15 protein-coding genes are annotated in these 19,064 nt (G+C 35.6%); 8 read left to right on the plus strand and 7 right to left on the minus strand.

Annotated elements, in window-relative coordinates:
* Nucleotides 1-26: 26 nt before the first annotated feature.
* From ACIDC4_RS14310 to ACIDC4_RS14330, 5 genes are all read left to right on the plus strand, one after another.
* Nucleotides 27-1,100 carry a winged helix DNA-binding domain-containing protein gene (locus ACIDC4_RS14310; protein ID WP_412045166.1) on the plus strand — a complete coding sequence of 358 codons (1,074 nt, stop codon included), beginning with the start codon at nucleotides 27-29 and terminating at the stop codon, nucleotides 1,098-1,100.
* Nucleotides 1,101-1,212: 112 nt separating this feature from the next.
* Entirely contained in the window at nucleotides 1,213-2,652 is a 1,440-nt protein-coding gene (locus tag ACIDC4_RS14315; RefSeq protein WP_078006692.1) for a nucleoside recognition domain-containing protein, read from the plus strand.
* Nucleotides 2,653-2,870: 218 nt separating this feature from the next.
* The gene (tnpA, locus tag ACIDC4_RS14320; protein WP_412045167.1) at nucleotides 2,871-3,332 is read left to right on the plus strand and encodes an IS200/IS605 family transposase; all 462 of its coding nucleotides are present in this window, start codon (nucleotides 2,871-2,873) and stop codon (nucleotides 3,330-3,332) included.
* A gap of 699 nt (nucleotides 3,333-4,031) precedes the next feature.
* Nucleotides 4,032-4,760 (plus strand): hypothetical protein, encoded by a 729-nt coding sequence (locus ACIDC4_RS14325; protein ID WP_412044785.1) that lies wholly within the window; start codon nucleotides 4,032-4,034, stop codon nucleotides 4,758-4,760.
* A gap of 71 nt (nucleotides 4,761-4,831) precedes the next feature.
* Nucleotides 4,832-6,436 (plus strand): fumarate hydratase, encoded by a 1,605-nt coding sequence (locus tag ACIDC4_RS14330; protein ID WP_412044786.1) that lies wholly within the window; start codon nucleotides 4,832-4,834, stop codon nucleotides 6,434-6,436.
* 173 nt (nucleotides 6,437-6,609) lie between these two features.
* Here ACIDC4_RS14330 and ACIDC4_RS14335 read toward each other — a convergent pair whose 3' ends face one another.
* Entirely contained in the window at nucleotides 6,610-7,104 is a 495-nt protein-coding gene (locus ACIDC4_RS14335) for a PAS domain-containing protein (RefSeq protein WP_412044787.1), read from the minus strand.
* Between the two features lie 99 nt (nucleotides 7,105-7,203).
* On the minus strand, nucleotides 7,204-8,286 hold the full coding sequence (dinB, locus tag ACIDC4_RS14340) for a DNA polymerase IV (protein ID WP_412044788.1): 1,083 nt from the start codon (nucleotides 8,284-8,286) through the stop codon (nucleotides 7,204-7,206).
* 140 nt (nucleotides 8,287-8,426) lie between these two features.
* On the opposite strand from dinB, the gene ACIDC4_RS14345 reads away from it, so the two are divergent.
* Both ACIDC4_RS14345 and ACIDC4_RS14350 read left to right on the plus strand, forming a co-directional pair.
* A complete protein-coding gene (locus tag ACIDC4_RS14345) occupies nucleotides 8,427-9,161 on the plus strand; it encodes a metallophosphoesterase family protein (RefSeq protein WP_412044789.1) in 735 nt (244 codons plus the stop codon).
* Nucleotides 9,162-9,209: 48 nt separating this feature from the next.
* Nucleotides 9,210-9,731: a DUF6646 family protein gene (locus ACIDC4_RS14350; protein WP_412044790.1), complete on the plus strand. Its 522-nt coding sequence runs from the start codon at nucleotides 9,210-9,212 to the stop codon at nucleotides 9,729-9,731.
* 224 nt (nucleotides 9,732-9,955) lie between these two features.
* Here ACIDC4_RS14350 and ACIDC4_RS14355 read toward each other — a convergent pair whose 3' ends face one another.
* Nucleotides 9,956-10,843: an SAM hydrolase/SAM-dependent halogenase family protein gene (locus ACIDC4_RS14355; protein WP_412044791.1), complete on the minus strand. Its 888-nt coding sequence runs from the start codon at nucleotides 10,841-10,843 to the stop codon at nucleotides 9,956-9,958.
* 211 nt (nucleotides 10,844-11,054) lie between these two features.
* On the opposite strand from ACIDC4_RS14355, the gene ACIDC4_RS14360 reads away from it, so the two are divergent.
* A complete protein-coding gene (locus ACIDC4_RS14360) occupies nucleotides 11,055-13,709 on the plus strand; it encodes a TonB-dependent receptor (RefSeq protein WP_412044792.1) in 2,655 nt (884 codons plus the stop codon).
* Nucleotides 13,710-13,947: 238 nt separating this feature from the next.
* Here ACIDC4_RS14360 and ACIDC4_RS14365 read toward each other — a convergent pair whose 3' ends face one another.
* From ACIDC4_RS14365 to ACIDC4_RS14380, 4 genes are all read right to left on the minus strand, one after another.
* Nucleotides 13,948-14,601: a 3-oxoacid CoA-transferase subunit B gene (locus ACIDC4_RS14365; RefSeq protein WP_412044793.1), complete on the minus strand. Its 654-nt coding sequence runs from the start codon at nucleotides 14,599-14,601 to the stop codon at nucleotides 13,948-13,950.
* 97 nt (nucleotides 14,602-14,698) lie between these two features.
* Complete coding sequence (gene bla, locus ACIDC4_RS14370; protein WP_412044794.1) at nucleotides 14,699-15,589, minus strand: class A beta-lactamase, subclass A2; 891 nt, start codon at nucleotides 15,587-15,589, stop codon at nucleotides 14,699-14,701.
* Between the two features lie 163 nt (nucleotides 15,590-15,752).
* Complete coding sequence (locus ACIDC4_RS14375; protein WP_412044795.1) at nucleotides 15,753-16,454, minus strand: CoA transferase subunit A; 702 nt, start codon at nucleotides 16,452-16,454, stop codon at nucleotides 15,753-15,755.
* Between the two features lie 301 nt (nucleotides 16,455-16,755).
* Nucleotides 16,756-19,059, minus strand: a complete 2,304-nt coding sequence (locus tag ACIDC4_RS14380) for a penicillin-binding protein 1A (protein WP_412044796.1) — start codon at nucleotides 19,057-19,059, stop codon at nucleotides 16,756-16,758.
* Nucleotides 19,060-19,064 lie beyond the last annotated feature (5 nt).

The following is a 19,064-nucleotide window of genomic DNA, read 5'->3' on the forward strand; positions in this document are numbered from 1 at the left end:
ACTTATATAGTTTAAATATTTAACGAATGACTCATCACGAAATATCTCATTATCGTCTTGTTTCGCAGAAACTCTATGAAACAAGTTCAAATTCTCCGGAAGAAATTGTAAAACATCTGTGCGCAATGCAGGCTCAGGATTATGCAATGGCAAAATGGGCAATTGGTTCCAGATGCGAGGCTACAGAAGCAGCAATTGAAGAAGCTATAAATTCGGCAAAAATTATCCGAACGCATATTCTTAGACCAACATGGCATTTTGTTTCGGCAGAAGATATTTATTGGATGTTGGATCTATCCGGACCACAAGTTCAAAAAATGACTATTTCGGCTGCCAAAAAATATGGTTACGATGTAAAGATGCTTAACCAAATTAATTCTCAAATAGAAAAATTATTAGCGGGAAACAATCATTTAACGCGTGACGAAATCATGCAGGAGCTCAACATAAAAAAAGGTTCAAATCAGGATTTTTTAGCAGCAGCTATTATGATGCATGCCGAACTCGATGGTTTGGTATGCAACGGAAAAATGAAAGGCAAACAAATAACTTATGCCTTACTGGAAGAAAGGGTTTCGAAACCTAAAACTAAATTCACCAAAGAAGAAGCTTTAGCAAAATTAGCCCTAAGATATTTTGAAAGTCATGGCCCTGCAACGCTTCTTGACTTTTCCTGGTGGTCTGGTTTTCCGCCAACTACCTGCAAGTTGGCACTTAGTGCAATTGAGTTGCATTTGAATTCGATCGAGATTGAAAATCAAATCTACTGGTTTAAAAAAGATATTTCTGATGAAACCCACTTCCGCGAAAGCGTACATTTTCTCCCAGCCTTTGATGAGATTTTAATTTCATATAAAACTCGTGAAGCTTCTATTTTATTAGAGCACCAACCTCAAGCTTTCACCAATAATGGAATTTTTAAACCGATTATTCTCGAAAACGGAAAAGTTATTGGAACCTGGAAAAGAACGATCAAAAAAGATCACGCAAAAATAGAAACGCAATTTTTTAATACACCCGAAAGTTCAAAAAAAGAAATTCTGTTTGAAGGTATAAAAGCTTTTGAGAACTATCTGGGAACTAAAGTTGTTATTGAATAACTTTCATTTTCATTAAAATACTATCGTTTCTTAGAAATACTTCTTCTATCCTTGATAAAATCTTTGCGCATACAATCGCTAAATAATTATATTTACAAAAAAAATTAGCATTATGGTATTAAGTAGATTCTGGTTAGTGATTTTTATTTCCTCAATTGTCTTTATTGTGGTCAGTTTATTTACTGCCAACACTTATACTATCGATTCTGTTATAAACGGAAAAAAAGACGATCCGATTCTGGTTTCAGAAAAATACATTCACGAACTTCCTGCTTTCATAAAAGACAGCATTCAAAAAGCTCCGGATCAGACCATGATCATCAATCGTGATACGCTTAATGCAGATACCACTTATGTTTATAAAAATAAAACGGTAAAAATTTTCAGCGGTCTTCAAAAATCTGATGGTTTATTGCCTACTTGCAAAAGCACTTTGGTCGATTTAATCTTACCGCTTATTGCATATTTGGCTTTTTTCTGCGGATTAATGGAACTTTTAATCATTTCAGGAGCATCCGGAAAATTAGCCAAAGTACTGAGTCCGGTATTCGTAAAGGTTTTTCCGAGTATTCCTAAAAATCATCCTTCTATATCTTATATGACTTTAAACTTTGCCGCGAATTTCCTTGGATTAGATTCGGCTGCAACTCCTTTTGGACTTAAAGCTATGGAAAGTTTACAGGAAATCAATCCCGACAAAGATAGGGCCAGTGATGCTCAGATTATGTTTATGTGCCTTCACGCTTCGGGTTTAACTTTAATCGCAACGTCAATTATTGGCTATCGTGCTGCAGCAAATGCCACGAATCCTGCTGATGTTATGCTTCCGTGTATTATTACTTCTTTTATTGGTACGATCGCAGCATTTTTGATTGTGGGTATTAAACAAAAAATAAATTTTAAAAGCGCTTCGCTTGTCATTGTCTTAATCGGATTAATTGCCGCGATTATTGGTTTGCTGATGTACGTTAACCATTTAGATTTAATTGGAAAAAACTACTTTACCTCTAACCTTTCAGGTTTAATATTAATTGGAATTATTGCCTTTACATTGATTTTTTCATTCAAACATGAAAAGAAATTTAGCGATGCTAATACAACTGTTTTTGAAACCTTTGTAGTCGGTGCAAACAACGGTGTTAAAACCGGAGTTACTATTTTCCCTTATGTATTGGGAATGTTAGTGGCTATTTCTCTTTTTAGAAACAGTGGTTTATTCGAAATTATCAGTGATGCAATTGCATTTGTTTTTTCGAATATGGGAGTAAGTAAAGAAATTACGAATGCATTACCGGTAGCTATGCTTCGCCCGTTTAGTTCTGCAGGATCCCGCGGATTTTTAATTGATTCAATGAATACATTTGGTGCAGATTCTTTGACAGCAAGATTAAGTAGTATTTTTCAGTGCAGTGCCGAAAGTACTTTTTATGTAATTGCGGTTTATTTTGGTTCTGTAAATATCAAAAATACGCGTTATGCATTGGGCACAATGCTTCTGGTAGATCTTATTTGTGTGATTACGGCAATTTTTGTGGCGACTTGGTTTTTTTAAATCATTATGATTTATTCCGGATTTTATCTAAACTGGACTGAAGTCCAGCCCTACAATATAGGGCGAGCCTACGGCTCTTTTTTTAGAGTTCCGGAGGAACGATTTATGTTGAAGGGCCGGATTTTAATCCAGTTTAATATATAATCAATTACAGTTATTTTTTGTAAGAATATTTTGTATTATTGTTACGAATTTAAATCGTTACCAACAAATACAAAATGTCAAATACTTATCATCAAGTTTATATTCAGGCAGTTTTTGCAGTAAAATATAGAGAAGCAATTATTACAAGTGAGAGCAAATCAAAAATATTAAGTGTCATTGGAAATTTAATAAATGAAACGGGTTGCAAAACCTTAATTGTAAATGGGACTGAAGATCATGTTCATTGTCTTTTAAGCCTTAAGCCAACAGTTTCTATTTCGGAATTAATGAAAATTGTAAAAGGGAAATCATCAAAATTTATAAATGATCATCAATTAACAAAACATAAATTCGAATGGCAAGAAGGTTATGGTGCTTTCTCCTATAGCAAATCCCACATTGATGCTGTATATAAATATATTGCTAATCAAGAGGAGCATCATAAAAAAGAAAATTTTAAAGATGAATATATTTCTTTATTAAATAAATTTAATGTCAAATTCAATGAAAAATATATTTTTGAAAAATTAATATAATTTATTTAAACCGGACTGGACTGAAGTCCAGCCCTACAATATGGGTCGAGCCGATGGCTCTTTTTTTAGAGTTCCGGAGGAACGATTTATATTGTAGGGCCGGATTTTAATCCGGTTTAAAATAAGAATCGGACCCATAGTTCGTTTTTCAGAGTTCCCGAGGAACGACTTATATTGTAGGGCCGGATTTTAATCCGGTTTAAAATAGGAATCGGACCCACAGCTAGTTTTTCAGAGTTCCGGAGGAACGCTTTATATTATAGGGCCGGATTTTTATCTGATTTAAAATAAGAATCGGACCCATAGTTCGTTTTTCAGAGTTCCCGAGGAACGACTTATATTGTAGGGCCGGATTTTAATCCGGTTTAAAATAGGAATCGGATCCATAGCTCGTTTTTCAGAGTTCCGGAGGAACGCTTTATATTGTAGGGCCGGATTTTAATCGGGTTTAAAATAGGAATCGGACCCATAGCTTGTTTTCAGAGTTCCGGAGGAACGATTTATATTGTAGGGCCGGATTTTAATCCGGTTTAAAATAGGAATCGGATCCATAGCTCGTTTTTCAGAGTTCCGGAGGAACGATTTATATTGTAGGGCTGGATTTTAATCCGGTTTAAAAATAGGGAATCGCGCTATTTTAATCCGTTTTAAAAATAAAAACCAATTCAATTCGTTGAATTAATAAAATACCACAAATTAATGAAACCACAATACCTTTTTATCGCATGCCTTTTAATTGGTTGCCAAAAGCCAAAACCAGTCGATCAGGCAATCACTGCAACTCCGGGAATTAAAACCGAAACCATTGCAGCTAAAGAAAATTTCTTAAAAATAGATACTATTTCTATTGCTGATTATGGAGAAACATCAAAAGACAACTATGTTTTGGCTTATCTTTTAGATCAAAAAGCAGACAAGGATAGCATTGTAACAGGAAAATATCGTCTTGATTTTTATCAGAATAAAACTAAAACTAGTTCATCAAACATTAGCATTAAGGGAGTTGATAAAGGATCTGAATGGAATGCTATTTACGGATTAGGAATCGAAAGTGCCAAAAGTTCTCCTTTTATTCAAATTAGTTTTGGATATCCTGCTTGTGGTTACAATCAAAGTCATTATTTGTATTATTTAAAAAACAATGACATACAATTGGTTTACGATTGGTATACGATGTCTGATAGTGGTTGGGGAAGCTGGGTCGAATTCGAAAATCCTTCGGCGAAAGCCAATCCTGAATCATTCTACTGCAAAACAGTTTCTTTTGAACCCGATGATAATGATGAAAACATGGGAATAGCAAAACATTCAGATTCGATTGTTTTTCGCTTAAGCGGAAATCACTGGCAAAAGCAATTACTTTCGGCAAAAGACAAGACTTATTTTGAGAAAAAAATGAGTTTTGATGACTTTCACAAACAAGAATAAACACTTTAAAACATCCCTTATTCAAATTCTTTCTTAGGTAAATAATTTCTAACTTTGTAAAAAACAAAGAAATGATTGATTTTATATACCAAGACCCTTATCCTATTTTAAAGGATGATACACAGTACCGCAAAATTACTTCTGATTTTGTAAAAGTGGAACAATTTGGAGAACGTGAAGTTCTTACTGTTGACCCAAAAGGTTTAGAATTATTGGCTGAAGAAGCCCTTACAGATGTCTCTTTCATGTTAAGAACAACGCATTTACAAAAACTGCGTAAAATTCTTGATGATCCGGAAGCGACAGACAACGATCGTTTTGTGGCTTATAATTTATTACAAAATGCTTCGGTTGCTGCCGAAGGTCAATTACCAAGCTGCCAGGATACGGGAACAGCGATTGTAATGGCCAAAAAAGGTGAAAGTATCTTTACCGGTGTTGATGATGCAGAATGGCTGAGCAGAGGAATTTTCAACACCTACCAAAAACGTAATTTACGTTATTCGCAAATTGTACCTATTTCGATGTTCGAAGAAAAAAATTCAGGATCGAATCTTCCCGCGCAAATTGACATTTATGCTAAAAAAGGAACTTCTTACGAATTCTTATTTATGGCAAAAGGCGGTGGATCTGCTAATAAAACTTACCTATACCAACAAACAAAATCACTATTGAATGAAAAATCGATGGATGCTTTTGTTCGCGCAAAAATAAAAGACTTAGGAACTTCGGCTTGTCCTCCTTACCATTTAGCTTTGGTTATTGGTGGAACTTCTGCGGAAGCGAACCTAAGCGCTGTTAAAAAAGCATCTGCAGGATATTATGACCACTTGCCTACTTCAGGAAACATGGCTGGCCAGGCTTTCCGTGATATCGAATGGGAACAAAAAGTACAGCAAATTTGCCAGGAAAGCGCTATTGGCGCTCAGTTTGGTGGTAAATACTTTACACATGATGTTCGTGTAATTCGTTTGCCTCGTCACGCGGCTTCTTGTCCGGTTGGATTAGGAGTTTCTTGTTCTGCTGATAGAAACATTAAAGGAAAAATAACTAAAGAAGGAATTTTCGTTGAACAGTTAGAAGTAAATCCAAAACAATTTTTACCGGAAACAGCTCCGCATTTAGAAGCTCCGGTTGAAATTGACTTAGATCAGCCAATGGCAGATATTTTAGCTAAATTATCTCAATATCCAATTAAAACGCGTCTCAAATTAAACGGAACCGTAATTGTTGCCCGTGATATTGCGCACGCCAAAATCAAAGAATTATTAGAGGCTGGAAAACCAATGCCGGAATACTTTAAAAATCACCCGGTTTATTACGCTGGACCTGCAAAAACTCCGGAAGGAATGGCTTCAGGAAGTTTTGGACCAACAACTGCAGGCCGTATGGACGTTTATGTTGATGAATTCCAGAAACATGGCGGAAGTATGATTATGCTCGCAAAAGGAAACCGTACCAAACAAGTAACTGATGCCTGCAACAAATACGGCGGATTCTACTTGGGTTCTATTGGTGGTCCAGCAGCGATTTTAGCGCAAGACAATATCCTGAAAGTTGAAGTCGTTGACTTTGAAGAATTAGGAATGGAAGCAGTTCGTAAAATTACCGTAAAAGATTTCCCTGCTTTTATTATTACAGATGATAAAGGGAATGATTTCTTTGAAAATCTTTAGTATTTAACCGCAAAGTCCGCAAGGAGTTTACGCAAAGAACACAAAGTTTTTTTTTAACTAAATTTTAAAAATAAACTGTACAAACAATAAAAACCGCCTTTATGGGCGGTTTTATTTATTAATATACTTTGCGAACCTTGCGTAAACTCCTTGCGGACTTTGCGGTTAAACTTTCAAGCAACTTCTTTCTCGAAAGCAATAAAGTGCGTCAGTTTTCCTTTTAGGTTAAAAACCGGAACTCCATTGATTTGACAATTGTATGATCGGCCGTCTTTTCTGTAGTTTTGAATTGTTTTTTCAAAAGGAATCTGCAATTTGATTGCTTCTCTTATTTCTTTTAAAACCGTTTTTGACGTTTTGGGTCCCTGAAACATTTTTGGCGTTTTCCCTAATATCTCTTCTTCATTATAACCCGTCATTCTTTTGATTCCGTTTGAGGCAAAAACAATCTTTAAATCAAGATCTGTCACTACTACAACTTCTTCTTTAATACGTTCTTCTATCTCGAGATGCTTCTCATTCCAGGTAAATTGATTCGAAATTTTATTGACTTTCTTCAAATCAGAGAAAATAGCTTTCAACTCATTCAAATATTCATAATGAAAATCCCATGCTAAGATAGGAACTGAATTACGATGGGAAGATTCATCAAAATCGGCATTTTTCATTTTAAATAATTTAAAGGATATAATCTTTCCATCCAAAGATAGAGAGAAAATTCATCACAAAATAAGTTTATTTTCTATTTAACGATTGTTTAATATCAGTTAGAAGGTAAATTTTAATTGTACCACCACTGCTTTTTTCTCTTCTGTGTTTAAATTATTAAGGGAAATTCCGAGTAATCGAACTGAATCTTTCATTTTTTCCTGATATAATAATTCCTCTACTGTTTCGAGAATCAGACTTTTATCTGAAATAAAATAGGGCAAAGTTTTACTGCGGGTTTGTTGCGTAAAATCACTGTATTTTATTTTAAGGGTAACTGTTTTACCTGAAATATTATGTTTCTTTAGTCGTCTTTCAAGTGAAGTAGCAATTTTATCAAGCTGTTCGAGCATAAAAATTTCAGAAGTTAAATTAACGTCGAAAGTATTTTCTGCCGCAACTGATTTCGTGATGCGATGTGACTTTACTTCACTATTATGAATTCCGCGAACTACATTGTAATAAAAAGCACCTGATTTCCCGAAATGTTTTTCCAGAAACTCAACCGATTTACTTTTAAGATCAGTTCCGGTAAAAATGCCCAATTGGTACATTTTTTCCGTAGTTACTTTTCCAACACCATAAAACTTTCTGATAGGCAATTCTTCCAGAAAAGCCTCGACTTCATCAGGATTTACGGTTTTTTGTCCGTTTGGTTTATTGACATCACTGGCAATTTTGGCCACAAATTTATTGATCGAAATTCCTGCTGAAGCTGAGATCCCGACTTCATTCAAAATTCTTAATCTAATTTCTTCTGCCAATAAACTGGCACTTGGGTTTCCTTTTTTATTCTGCGTTACATCCAGATAAGCTTCGTCGAGCGAAAGCGGCTCTACAAGATCTGTATAATCGTGAAAAATAGCGTGAATTTTATTCGAAATCTCCTTATAACGATCAAATCGAGGACGTACAAAAATGATTTCTGGACAATATTTCTTGGCCAAAACCCCACTTATAGCACTGCGCACACCAAATTTACGTGCTTCGTAACTGGCTGCAGAAACTACTCCTCTATTCTCTGAACCTCCAACAGCAATAGGTTTTCCGCGCAAAGCAGGATTATCCATCTGCTCTACCGAAGCATAAAAAGCATCCATATCAACATGGATTATTTTTCGATATGTTAGCGCATCTGACATTATGCAAATTTAAACAGGAAACCAATAAAAAGAACGCAGTTAATAGTTATAAATAGTATCAATTTTTAAAGATTAACAACTTAATGATTCTAAACAAATCATTTTCTTTATTTTTGTATTTCTACACGAAATAAAATACAATGCGAACATTTGTTATAGGCGACATACATGGAGGATTACTCGCACTTGAACAGGTGCTGAAAAAAGCCGAAGTAACTAAAAAAGATACTCTTATATTTTTAGGCGATTATGTTGATGGCTGGAGCCAATCGGCAGAGGTAATTGATTATTTAATTGACCTGAAACTCAAACAAAACTGCATTTGCATTAGAGGAAATCATGATCAGCTGGCCTTAGACTGGCTTGAAAACAGACATGAAGATCTTGATGAAGAAATGTGGTACAAACATGGCGGAAAAGCTACTGTTGAAGGATATTCTAAAATTTCGGCCGAACGAAAAAAAGAACATATTGCTTTTTTTGAAGCACTTCAGGATTATTATCTTGATGATGAAAACCGTCTTTTTGTTCATGCCGGTTTCACGAATCTTAATGGTGTGGTTTGGGAATATTTTTCGAAATTATTTTACTGGGACAGAACACTTTGGGAATCTGCACTTGCTTTAGATCCAAAATTAAAACCAGACGATATATATTATCCTAAGCGTTTTACGATATATAAAGAAATTTACATTGGGCATACACCGGTTACCCGAATTGGAAAAACAGTTCCGGTAAATAAGGCTTGTGTCTGGAATGTTGATACTGGCGCAGCTTTTAAGGGACCTTTGACAATTATGGACGTGAACACCAAGGAATTCTGGCAAAGTGATCCGTTAAATGAATTGTATTCTGATGAAAAAGGTAGGAATTAATTCATAAAAAGCTATTTTTGCATTTTAAAACAATTAATATTTAAGTTTATGAAAAAGGTTATTACACTTTTGTTTTTAGTATCATTTGGATTTACACAAGCTCAACAGGCTTTTAAAGGAAAAGGAGATGTTAAAGTTAACGTTGGTGCTAACATACAAGATGGTGGTTCAGGAATTCAGGGTTCTGTAGATTTTGGTTTAGGTGAAAATTTCTCTTTTGGTTTTGTTGCTAATTACCTATTGGGCGTAGATAATTTTAATGGTTTTTACAATAATAGCCCTTACAGCGATTACAAACCTGATTTTGGTGATCGTTTTGATGCTAAAGCAAGAATTAGTGCTAATTTAAGCAGCGTTATTGGTGTTGATCAGTTAGATGTTTACCCAGGTTTAAGTTTAGGATTACACAATTTTGGCGGTCATGTTGGTGGTCGTTACTTTTTTACTGAAGGATTTGGTGTTTTCACAGAACTTGGTTTCCCTATTGCAAAATATGGCAGCGACAATGGAGTATTTGATCACTTAAACAATCAGTTTACTTTTAGTTTAGGAGCTTCTTTTAATTTGTAAAAAAAGACTTTTGCCACAAAGACACTAAGTTTTTTGCCAAAGTTGAATAAAGAAAAAAATCTCGCAAAGACGCAAAGTCGCAAAGATTATAAATAATAAAAACCGCCTAATTGGGCGGTTTTTTTTTATCTAATGAATATGTCTGGCTTCGACTTTGCTCAGCCTGACAACAAAAAAACCGCCTGATTGGCGGTTTTACTATTTCGTATATTATGGCTTAGTACTTATTTACTAACCAAAATACTCCATTCAGCTCCGCTGTAAATTTTATGTTTTGCTGAGAAACTTCCTTGGTTTACGGCAAATGAAAAGTTTAAAAGACTGTTGAAGTAACAAACATCTGTACCAACAGCAACTTCTCCAAAAGTGTGTACCAATTTCAGTTTTCCTTCATACGCTTTTTTAGTTCCGTTGAAAATCTGGATTTTAACTAAATCACCCGCTTTCAAATCTAAATTAGCGAAAGTTTTCTTGTCGATATTGGTCCAAACATTTCCGTATTGAATATCTAAAATCGGGATTCCGCCTTTGATGATTCCTTTTTCGAAAACCGGTTTTTGGTAATCGATTTTTACTACTTCGTTTGGTAATTTTGGCCCAACTTCTTCAAAAGTGATCGTTTTAGATGCTAAACGAGCTCCGGTAAAAGCATACACATCACGACCATGAAAAGTATACGATTCGTTTGAGTTTTGGCGACGGTTTTTTACTTCATCGATCTCACGAATTTCCTGAATACCTAATTGTTCTGCGATTAAAGTCAAAGTTCCGTTATCCGGAGTTACAAAGTAATGCCCTGATTTAGTCAACAACACAACAGAATGCCTTGCTGTACCAACTCCAGGATCACAAACAGATACAAATACAGTTCCTGCAGGATAATATTGAGCCGTTTGCGACAAACGATATGCAGCTTCCCAAATATTAAATGCCGGGATTTCATGAGTTACATCAAATATTTTAATATCGGTCGAAACTCCCATTGCAACCCCTTTCATAGCAGATACTGCCCCATCTTTCAAACCAAAATCTGATTGAAAAACTAATACATTATTTTGTGCGAAACCATTAAAAGTAATAGCACACAAAAAAAGTAATAAACGTACTTTCATTTTTTCTCTTTTTAAATTTTCAGCAAAGATATTTCATTAAACTCGATTTTAAAGTCTTATTTTTATAAAAATCGGGTTTTCATTAAGCGATTTCGATTATTTACAATTACATTTGCATTTTATTCATTATCCTATGTAAATAGTAGACAAATAGAAGTTCTACCGGATCTTTTTGAATAATTATTAAATCAATTACAAAACTAAATTATCAATGAGAAAAAAATTAAAAATTGTCATAACAGCAATTCTTACTTTATCCAGCACTTTATTTTTTGCGCAGAGTCACGAGATAAAAGGAACGATTACGAATGAAAACGGAAATCCTCTGGAATTTGCTACAATCTTAATCAAAGGAACTCAAATTAATGCGTCAAGCGATGCTTTAGGAAAGTTTACGATTAATGCTTCTGCCAATAATCCAACACTTATTGTTTCTTTATTTGGATATCAAACCAAAGAAGTCGTTGCAAAAGATCCTATTATCGAAGTGCAATTGGCTTTAGAAAATAATAGCCTTGACGAAATTGTAGTCGTAGGAAGTAGAAATCCAAATAAAAGCAAACTCGAAACAGCAGTTCCGGTTGATGTTGTAAACCTAGCAAAAATCAGAAACACAACACCACAAACGACTACAAACGATATTTTGACCTATTTGATTCCGTCTTTTAACTCTAACAGACAATCTTCTGCGGATGGAACTGAACATATTGATCCGGCTTCTTTAAGAGGTTTAGGTCCTGATCAGGTTTTGGTTTTGATTAACGGAAAAAGAAGACATACTACATCATTAGTAAATTATCAAAATACGGTAGGAAACGGTTCTGTTGGTACAGATTTAAGTGCGATTCCTGCTTCGGCAATCAAGAGAATTGAAGTTTTACGTGATGGTGCAGCAGCGCAATATGGTTCTGATGCGATTGCGGGTGTAATTAATTTAGTTTTAAAAGACAATGCAGGTTTAGAAGTAAATGCCACTTATGGTTCGACATCCAGAAATGATGGGCAAACCACAAATGTGAACTTAAACTACGGAACAAAAATTGGCAACAAAGGTGGTTTTATTAACCTTTCGGCTGAATTTAATGACCGCCAGAAAACCAATCGTTCTCAAAATAATAACCTGATTATTTTTGATCAATCTGCTGAAGGCAATTTCTTCGCTTATGATTTTGCTGATAATCCGGCACAATCACGCCAGATTGATGATAATTTATTGGCTCAAAATGGTTTGACGCGTGATGATTTTAATTTTCAGATTGGAGATGCAAAAATCCAGAATATTCAGGGATTCTTTAATGCATCGATTCCGTTAAACGATCAAATCGAGTTTTATGCAAACGGAGGCGTTAGCCATAGAGAAGGTACAGGTTACGGTTTCAGACGTTTACCAAGTGAAACTGAAAATGTGGTGGCTTCTATTTTCCCTTTCGGATTTCAACCTGAATTGAATTCTGTTGTAACGGATCTTTCTTCTTCGGTTGGTTTTAAATTCAAATTTGGAGAATGGAAACTGGATGTGAGCAATACTATCGGTGAAAACAAATTTATTTATGATGTATCGAATACCAACAACGTTTCGTTAGGCGATAATGGTCAGACAGATTTTAAAGCCGGAAATCACTCTTTCTTGCAAAATACTGTAAATGCTGATATTACCCGATTTTACAAAGATGTTTTTCACGGTTTGAATGTTGCATTTGGAGGTGAATATCGTTTTGAGAAATACAAAATTGTTCCTGGAGAGGAAAACTCTTATATCAATGGCGGAGCACAATCGTTCCCGGGATTTTCTCCTTTGAATGAAGTGAATGAAAACAGAAACAGCGTTGGCGTTTATGCTGATGTTGAGGCCGATATCACGGAGAAATTCTTGATTGGAGTTGCAGGTCGTTATGAAGATTATACCGATTTTGGAAATACCATTAACGGAAAATTATCTGCGAGATATAAAATATTAGACAATTTATTTGTTCGTGGAGCGATTAGTTCTGGTTTTAGAGCGCCATCATTGCACCAGCAATACTTCAACAATATTGCGACTGATGCTGTTGACGGACAAATCCTGAATTCGGGTATTTTTAGAAATGACAGTCAGGTAGCGAAAGAGCTTGGAATTCCGAAATTAAAAGAAGAAACTTCAAGAAACTACAGTTTTGGAGTTGTTTATTCTCCAACAAAAAAACTACACATTACAGCTGATTACTATCATATTAGAATCGACAACCGAATCATCCTTACCGGAAATTTAGGAAATGATGCTGCGGGTGAACCTGTTCCTGCGCTTCGTGCTTTGTTTGCTCAATACGGCGCACAAACCGGACGTTTCTTTACGAATGCCATCAACACGACTACAAACGGAGTCGACGTTGTAATTGATTACGATATGAATGTTGGTCCGGGAAAAATGAATCTTTCGTTGTTGTACAACTACAACGACAATAAAGTTGATGATCAGCTGAACAATATTCCGGCTTTATTTGTAGGTCAGGAAGATGTGTATTACGGACCTCAGGAAAGAAGTCTTATCGAGACGAATACGCCTAAGCACAAAGGTACTTTTGCTATTAATTATAGTTTAACCAAATGGAATTTCTTACTGAGAAACACGTATTTTGGTGAAGTAATTCGTGATGGTTTCCCTTTTGGAGGCATCCAGAAACACAACGGAAAAGTAGTTACCGATATGACTGTTGCTTATAAAATCACTCCAAAAATCCAGATTGCTCTGGGAGCCAACAACTTATTTGATATTTTCCCGGACAGACAAATTTACGAGAACAGTTATTACGGAGTTTTCAAATATGCACCTGTGCAAATGGGAACTACGGGAGCTTACTACTTTGGACGTATGAGTTTTACATTGTAATTTATTTAACCGCGAGGAGCACTAAGATTTACGCAAAGTCCAGAGTTTTTATGCTCTATGATTTAATCTCGCAAAGGCACAAAGTCGCTAAGTTTTTTATAAAAATAAAGCCGCTCAATTGAGCGGCTTTATTTTTATACTTTAAAGATTCTGCAAATTATCTTTGCGACTTCGCGCCTTTGCGAGATTAAAAAAAACGAGCTTAGCGTAAATCTTAGCGCTCCTCGCGGTTAAAAATCTAAATAGCCATTTCAGGAATTTCGCCTTCAATAATTAAATCAGCTTCGGTCGAATCGATAATGTGCTCAACTGAAACACCTGGCGCGCGTTCTAAGAGCTTAAAACCTTTTTCTGTCACTTCGAGAACTGCTAACTCGGTTACAACTTTTTTAACGCATCCTACGCCCGTTAATGGCAAAGTGCATTTTTTTAAGATCTTAGATTCTCCTGCTTTATTGACGTGCATCATGGCCACGATGATATTTTCGGCGGAAGCCACCAAATCCATTGCGCCTCCCATTCCTTTTACCATTTTGCCCGGAATTTTCCAGTTGGCAATATCTCCGTTTTCAGAAACTTCCATCGCGCCTAAAATCGTCAAGTCTACTTTCTGACTGCGAATCATTCCGAAACTAAAAGCCGAATCAAAGAAACTTGCTCCCGGCAGCGTTGTAATGGTTTGCTTTCCTGCATTGATAATATCAGCATCTTCTTCTCCCGCAAAAGGAAAAGGTCCCATACCCAAAACGCCATTCTCGCTCTGAAACTCAACCGCAATATCTTCTCTCACGTAATTTGCTACCAAAGTCGGAATCCCGATACCTAAGTTTACAAAATACCTGTCTTTTACTTCTTTTGCAATTCGTTTTGCAATATCTTCTTTTGTTAACATATTTTTCTAATGTGTCAATTTATTAATGTGCCAATTAGTCAATTTGATAATTAGATAATGCTTTATAATTATCTAATTGTCTCATTATCTCAATTATCTAATTTTTCTCTACGAAATAATCCCAGGTTGCTTTTGTAATAGCTGCAATTATTTTCTCTGTATCTTCTTGTTTTTCTGTGATGTTTTTTAAATAAACAGATAGAATAAAATGTTTCCCGTTTGGGAGTTTTACAATTCCAATATCATTCATTGCTACTCTCAAATTTGCATCATTAGTTCCCGAAATTCCTGTTCTGTGTGCCAGTTCTGTATTTTCAGGAAGTCCCGCTTTCATCCAGGTCAATCCTCTTGAGGTTTCTGTCATTATTTGATACAAATACTTTGTCGTGTTTTCTTTTAGAATTTCTCCTTTAAAAAACTTTTCCAATAACGCTGTTGTTGCCAGCGGAGTCGTTGTATTCACATAAAGATTCTCCCAGGTTCGCATTTGTTGCTCGTTTACTTTAATCACGAAATCCTTAATTCCTTGTTTATTGATAAACTTCTGAACTTCTTTTGTTCCTCCGAGTAAATTAATTAGAATGTCGCAACCATTATTATCACTGTGCGAAATGGTATATCTTAATACTTTATCTAAAGTTAAATTTACATTTCCATCCGGATAATCTTCCCTCATTGGGCTCCACGTATCTTCATGTAACTCTTTCTTTTTAATAAAAATCTGCTGTGTTAGTGAAAGCTTACCTTCATCGACTCTATTCAAAACCGTCAAAGCAATATGAAACTTGAAAACACTCATCATAGGAGCTTTTAAGTTTCCGTTGATACTTAAAGTATCTTTATCTTCAATTCCTTTTATCGACATTCCAACTGTTGCGTTTTTAGACGATATGATCTGATTTAACTGTTGTCGCAATTCATTTGTCGATTGTGCGAAAGTTGAAAAAGACAATAAAGAAAACAGAATAATATTAAAAAGCTTAGTCATAAGTTTAATGTGCCTATTTTAATGAGTCAATTAGAAAATAGATAATATTTTACTTAAAGTAAACCATGATAATATTTTAATTTATAAGCTCTTAAAACTATTAAAGCAACTTTATTGCGATAATATTTTCAATTATCTAATCACAATTATCTCAATTATCTAATTAAACTCGCTGTCTTACAGTTCGTTGTTCAATCCTTTTCTCGAATTTTTCTCCCTGAAAAATGCGTTGTACCATAATTCCCGGAATATGAATTTGATTTGGATCTAAAGTGCCAACGGGAACTAGTTCTTCCACTTCGGCAATGGTTATTTTTGCTGCACCGGCCATACACACATTGAAGTTTCTGGCTGTTCCTTTAAAAATAAGATTTCCCGCTTCGTCTCCTTTCCAGGCTTTTACAATGGCAAAGTCAGCTTCGAAAGCCTGTTCCATGATGTGCATCTTTCCGTTGAATTCACGAACTTCTTTTCCTTCGGCAACTTCAGTTCCGTAACCGGCCGGAGTAAAGAAAGCTGGAATCCCGGCTTGCGCTGCACGACAACGTTCTGCCAAAGTTCCCTGAGGCGTCAACTCAACTTCAAGTTCTCCAGAAAGCATTTGGCGTTCGAACTCAGCATTTTCGCCTACATAGGACGAAATCATCTTTTTGATTTGTTTTTTCTGCAAAAGCAATCCCAAACCAAAATCATCAACTCCTGCATTGTTCGAAATACAAGTTAAATCTGAAACGGTTGTTTTTACTAATGCCGCTATAGTATTTTCAGGAATTCCGCATAAGCCAAAACCACCAAACATAATGGTCATTCCGCTTTCTATTCCTTCTGTAGCCTCTTGAACGTTATTTACTTTTTTTGTAATCATAACAAATGGTCTTTATTACCGTATATTTTTGATAAAAATACCATTTTTAGATTAAATTATAACGATTTCGTAAAAAATAAAATCTACCAATAGCGACTGATATTTAACCGCAAAGAACGCAAGGTTTTTTTATTCTTAGTCTTTATAAAAAGGCAAAGTTCGCAAAGCTTAGCGTTCTTTGCGTAAACCTTTCCCAACTTTGCGGTTAAATGTTTATTACACTTATTCAAAAAAAAATCCTTTTGTGTTTCTAAATTCAGAAAATCACAAAAGGATAATTTTATATAAAAAGGAATTTAAACTATAGTTCGAATTCGTCTGTATTTTGTTCTGTAGCTGTTGTATCTTTTACTTTTGGCGCACTATAACAATCTACTTTTATAGAAAGATTTGCCGGGCGCTCAAACTCTGATTTCGAAACCTGAAGTCCGGGATCTGCATAACATAGTTTCATAAAGTAACCCCAGATTGGCAATGCAGCTGTTGCACCTTGTCCGTAAGTTAAACTTTTAAAACGTGCAGAACGATCTTCGCAACCTACCCAAACTCCTGTTACCAAGTTAGGCACCATTCCCATAAACCAACCATCAGACTGGTTTTGAGTTGTTCCTGTTTTTCCTGCAATTGCGTTTTTAAACATGTACGGATATCCTGTCCAGCGATTATCTCCACTTCCTCCTCCTTGCGTACGCAAACGTGCACCAGAACCGGTTTCTGTAACTCCCTGAAGTAATTTGATTACTGCGAAGGCAATATCTTTGTTTAAAACGTCATGAGATTCCGGAATTGGCTCATAGATCACCTCTCCACTTTTATTCTCAATACGGCTTAAAAATTGTGGTTTTACATACACTCCCTGATTGGCAAATGTACCATAAGCAGCAACCATATCTTCAACCGTAATATCTACAGCTCCAAGAGCGATAGAAGGCTGAGCAGGAATTTCGGTTTTAACACCTAATTTATGCGTTAGTTCTACAACAGCTTCCGGTCCTACACGATCTATCAATTTTGCAGAAATCGTATTGATTGAGTTCGCAAGACCTTGTTTTAAAGTTACCATTCCGCGGTATCTGTTATCTGAGTTTCTTGGCTCCCAGTCTGCAGTAACATTATGGCGTCCTTTGTGAATCATAAAAGGCCCGTCAAGAATAGAATCACAAGGAGACATATTCAATTGTTCGATTGCGGTTGCATAAACGAAAGGTTTGAATGTCGAACCTACTTGTCTTGCTCCCTGCCCTACGTGATCGTATTGAAAATATTTATAATTGATTCCACCAACCCAAGCTTTAATATTTCCGGTTTGAGGCTCCATAGCCATTAAACCAGATTGTAAAAAGTGTTTAAAATAACGAATAGAATCCAGCGGTGTCATTACCGTATCGCGTTCCCCTTTCCAGGTAAATACGCGCATTTTAGTTTTTACTTTGAATGAAGCAATGATATCGTCTTCGCTTTTATCCAAATCTTTCATGATAGCCCAACGCGTAGAATTTTTCATCGCCTGCATCATTAGTCGATCAGTTTCTGCTTGCGAAATATTTACGAAAGGTGCATTTTTATTGGTTTTCTGTTCAATAAAAAATTGCTGTTGCAGGTTTTTCATGTGTTCAGAAACTGCTTCTTCGGCATGTAACTGCATTCTTGAATCGATAGTCGTATAGATTTTCAGACCATCTTTGTAAATATCGTAATCAGAACCGTCTGGTTTTTTATTGTCGGCAACCCATTTTTTCATGTAATCACGAAGATATTCCCTGAAATAAGTCGCTGTTCCTTCGCGGTGACTTTCTAATTTGAATTTTAAAGCAATTGGCATTGCCTTGTACTTCTCTTTTTGAGCTTCTGTAATCATCTTGGCTTTTACCATTTGACCCAGTACAACATCACGACGGTTTTTAACACCCGTAGGGTTTCTCAAAGGATTGTAAAGAGATGAATTATTAAACATCCCAACCAATATTGCGGATTCATCTATCGTTAAATCCTTAGGATCTTTAGAAAAATACGTTTGCGCAGCAGAACTTACTCCAACAGCGTAATTTCCGAAATCATAAACGTTGCAATACATCGCCAAAATTTCATTTTTGGTATATTGACGTTCCAGACGAATGGCAATAATCCACTCTTTTATTTTTTGCACTATTCTAAAGGGCAAAAAGCTAGATCCACCACGATGAAATAATTGTTTTGCTAACTGCTGAGTCAGTGTACTAGCTCCTCCATTGGTTCCCAAAGAAAAAGCAGCACGCAAAGTTCCTCGCCCGTCGATTCCTGAATGCTCATAAAAACGGGCATCTTCAGTTGCAACCAAAGCATCTACAAGGTTTTTTGGTAAATCTGAATATTTAAGCTGTGATCTGTTGGTTTTAAAATATTTACCTATCACTACTCCATCAGATGAAATAATTTCTGTAGCCAAATTAGAATCCGGATTTTCTAAGTCTTCAAATGAAGGCATCGATCCGAATAATCCCCATGAGGCAAATAAAAAGAAAGCTAAAATACCCAACAAGGTATAAGCAAAAACTCTCCAGAATTTCTTTTTATAGTAGTTAATATCTTTATTACTATTAGGTTGATTGATTTTCTTGGTGGCCATATAAC

It is taken from the genome of Flavobacterium sp. C3NV (assembly GCF_046825355.2).
GTDB lineage: Bacteria > Bacteroidota > Bacteroidia > Flavobacteriales > Flavobacteriaceae > Flavobacterium.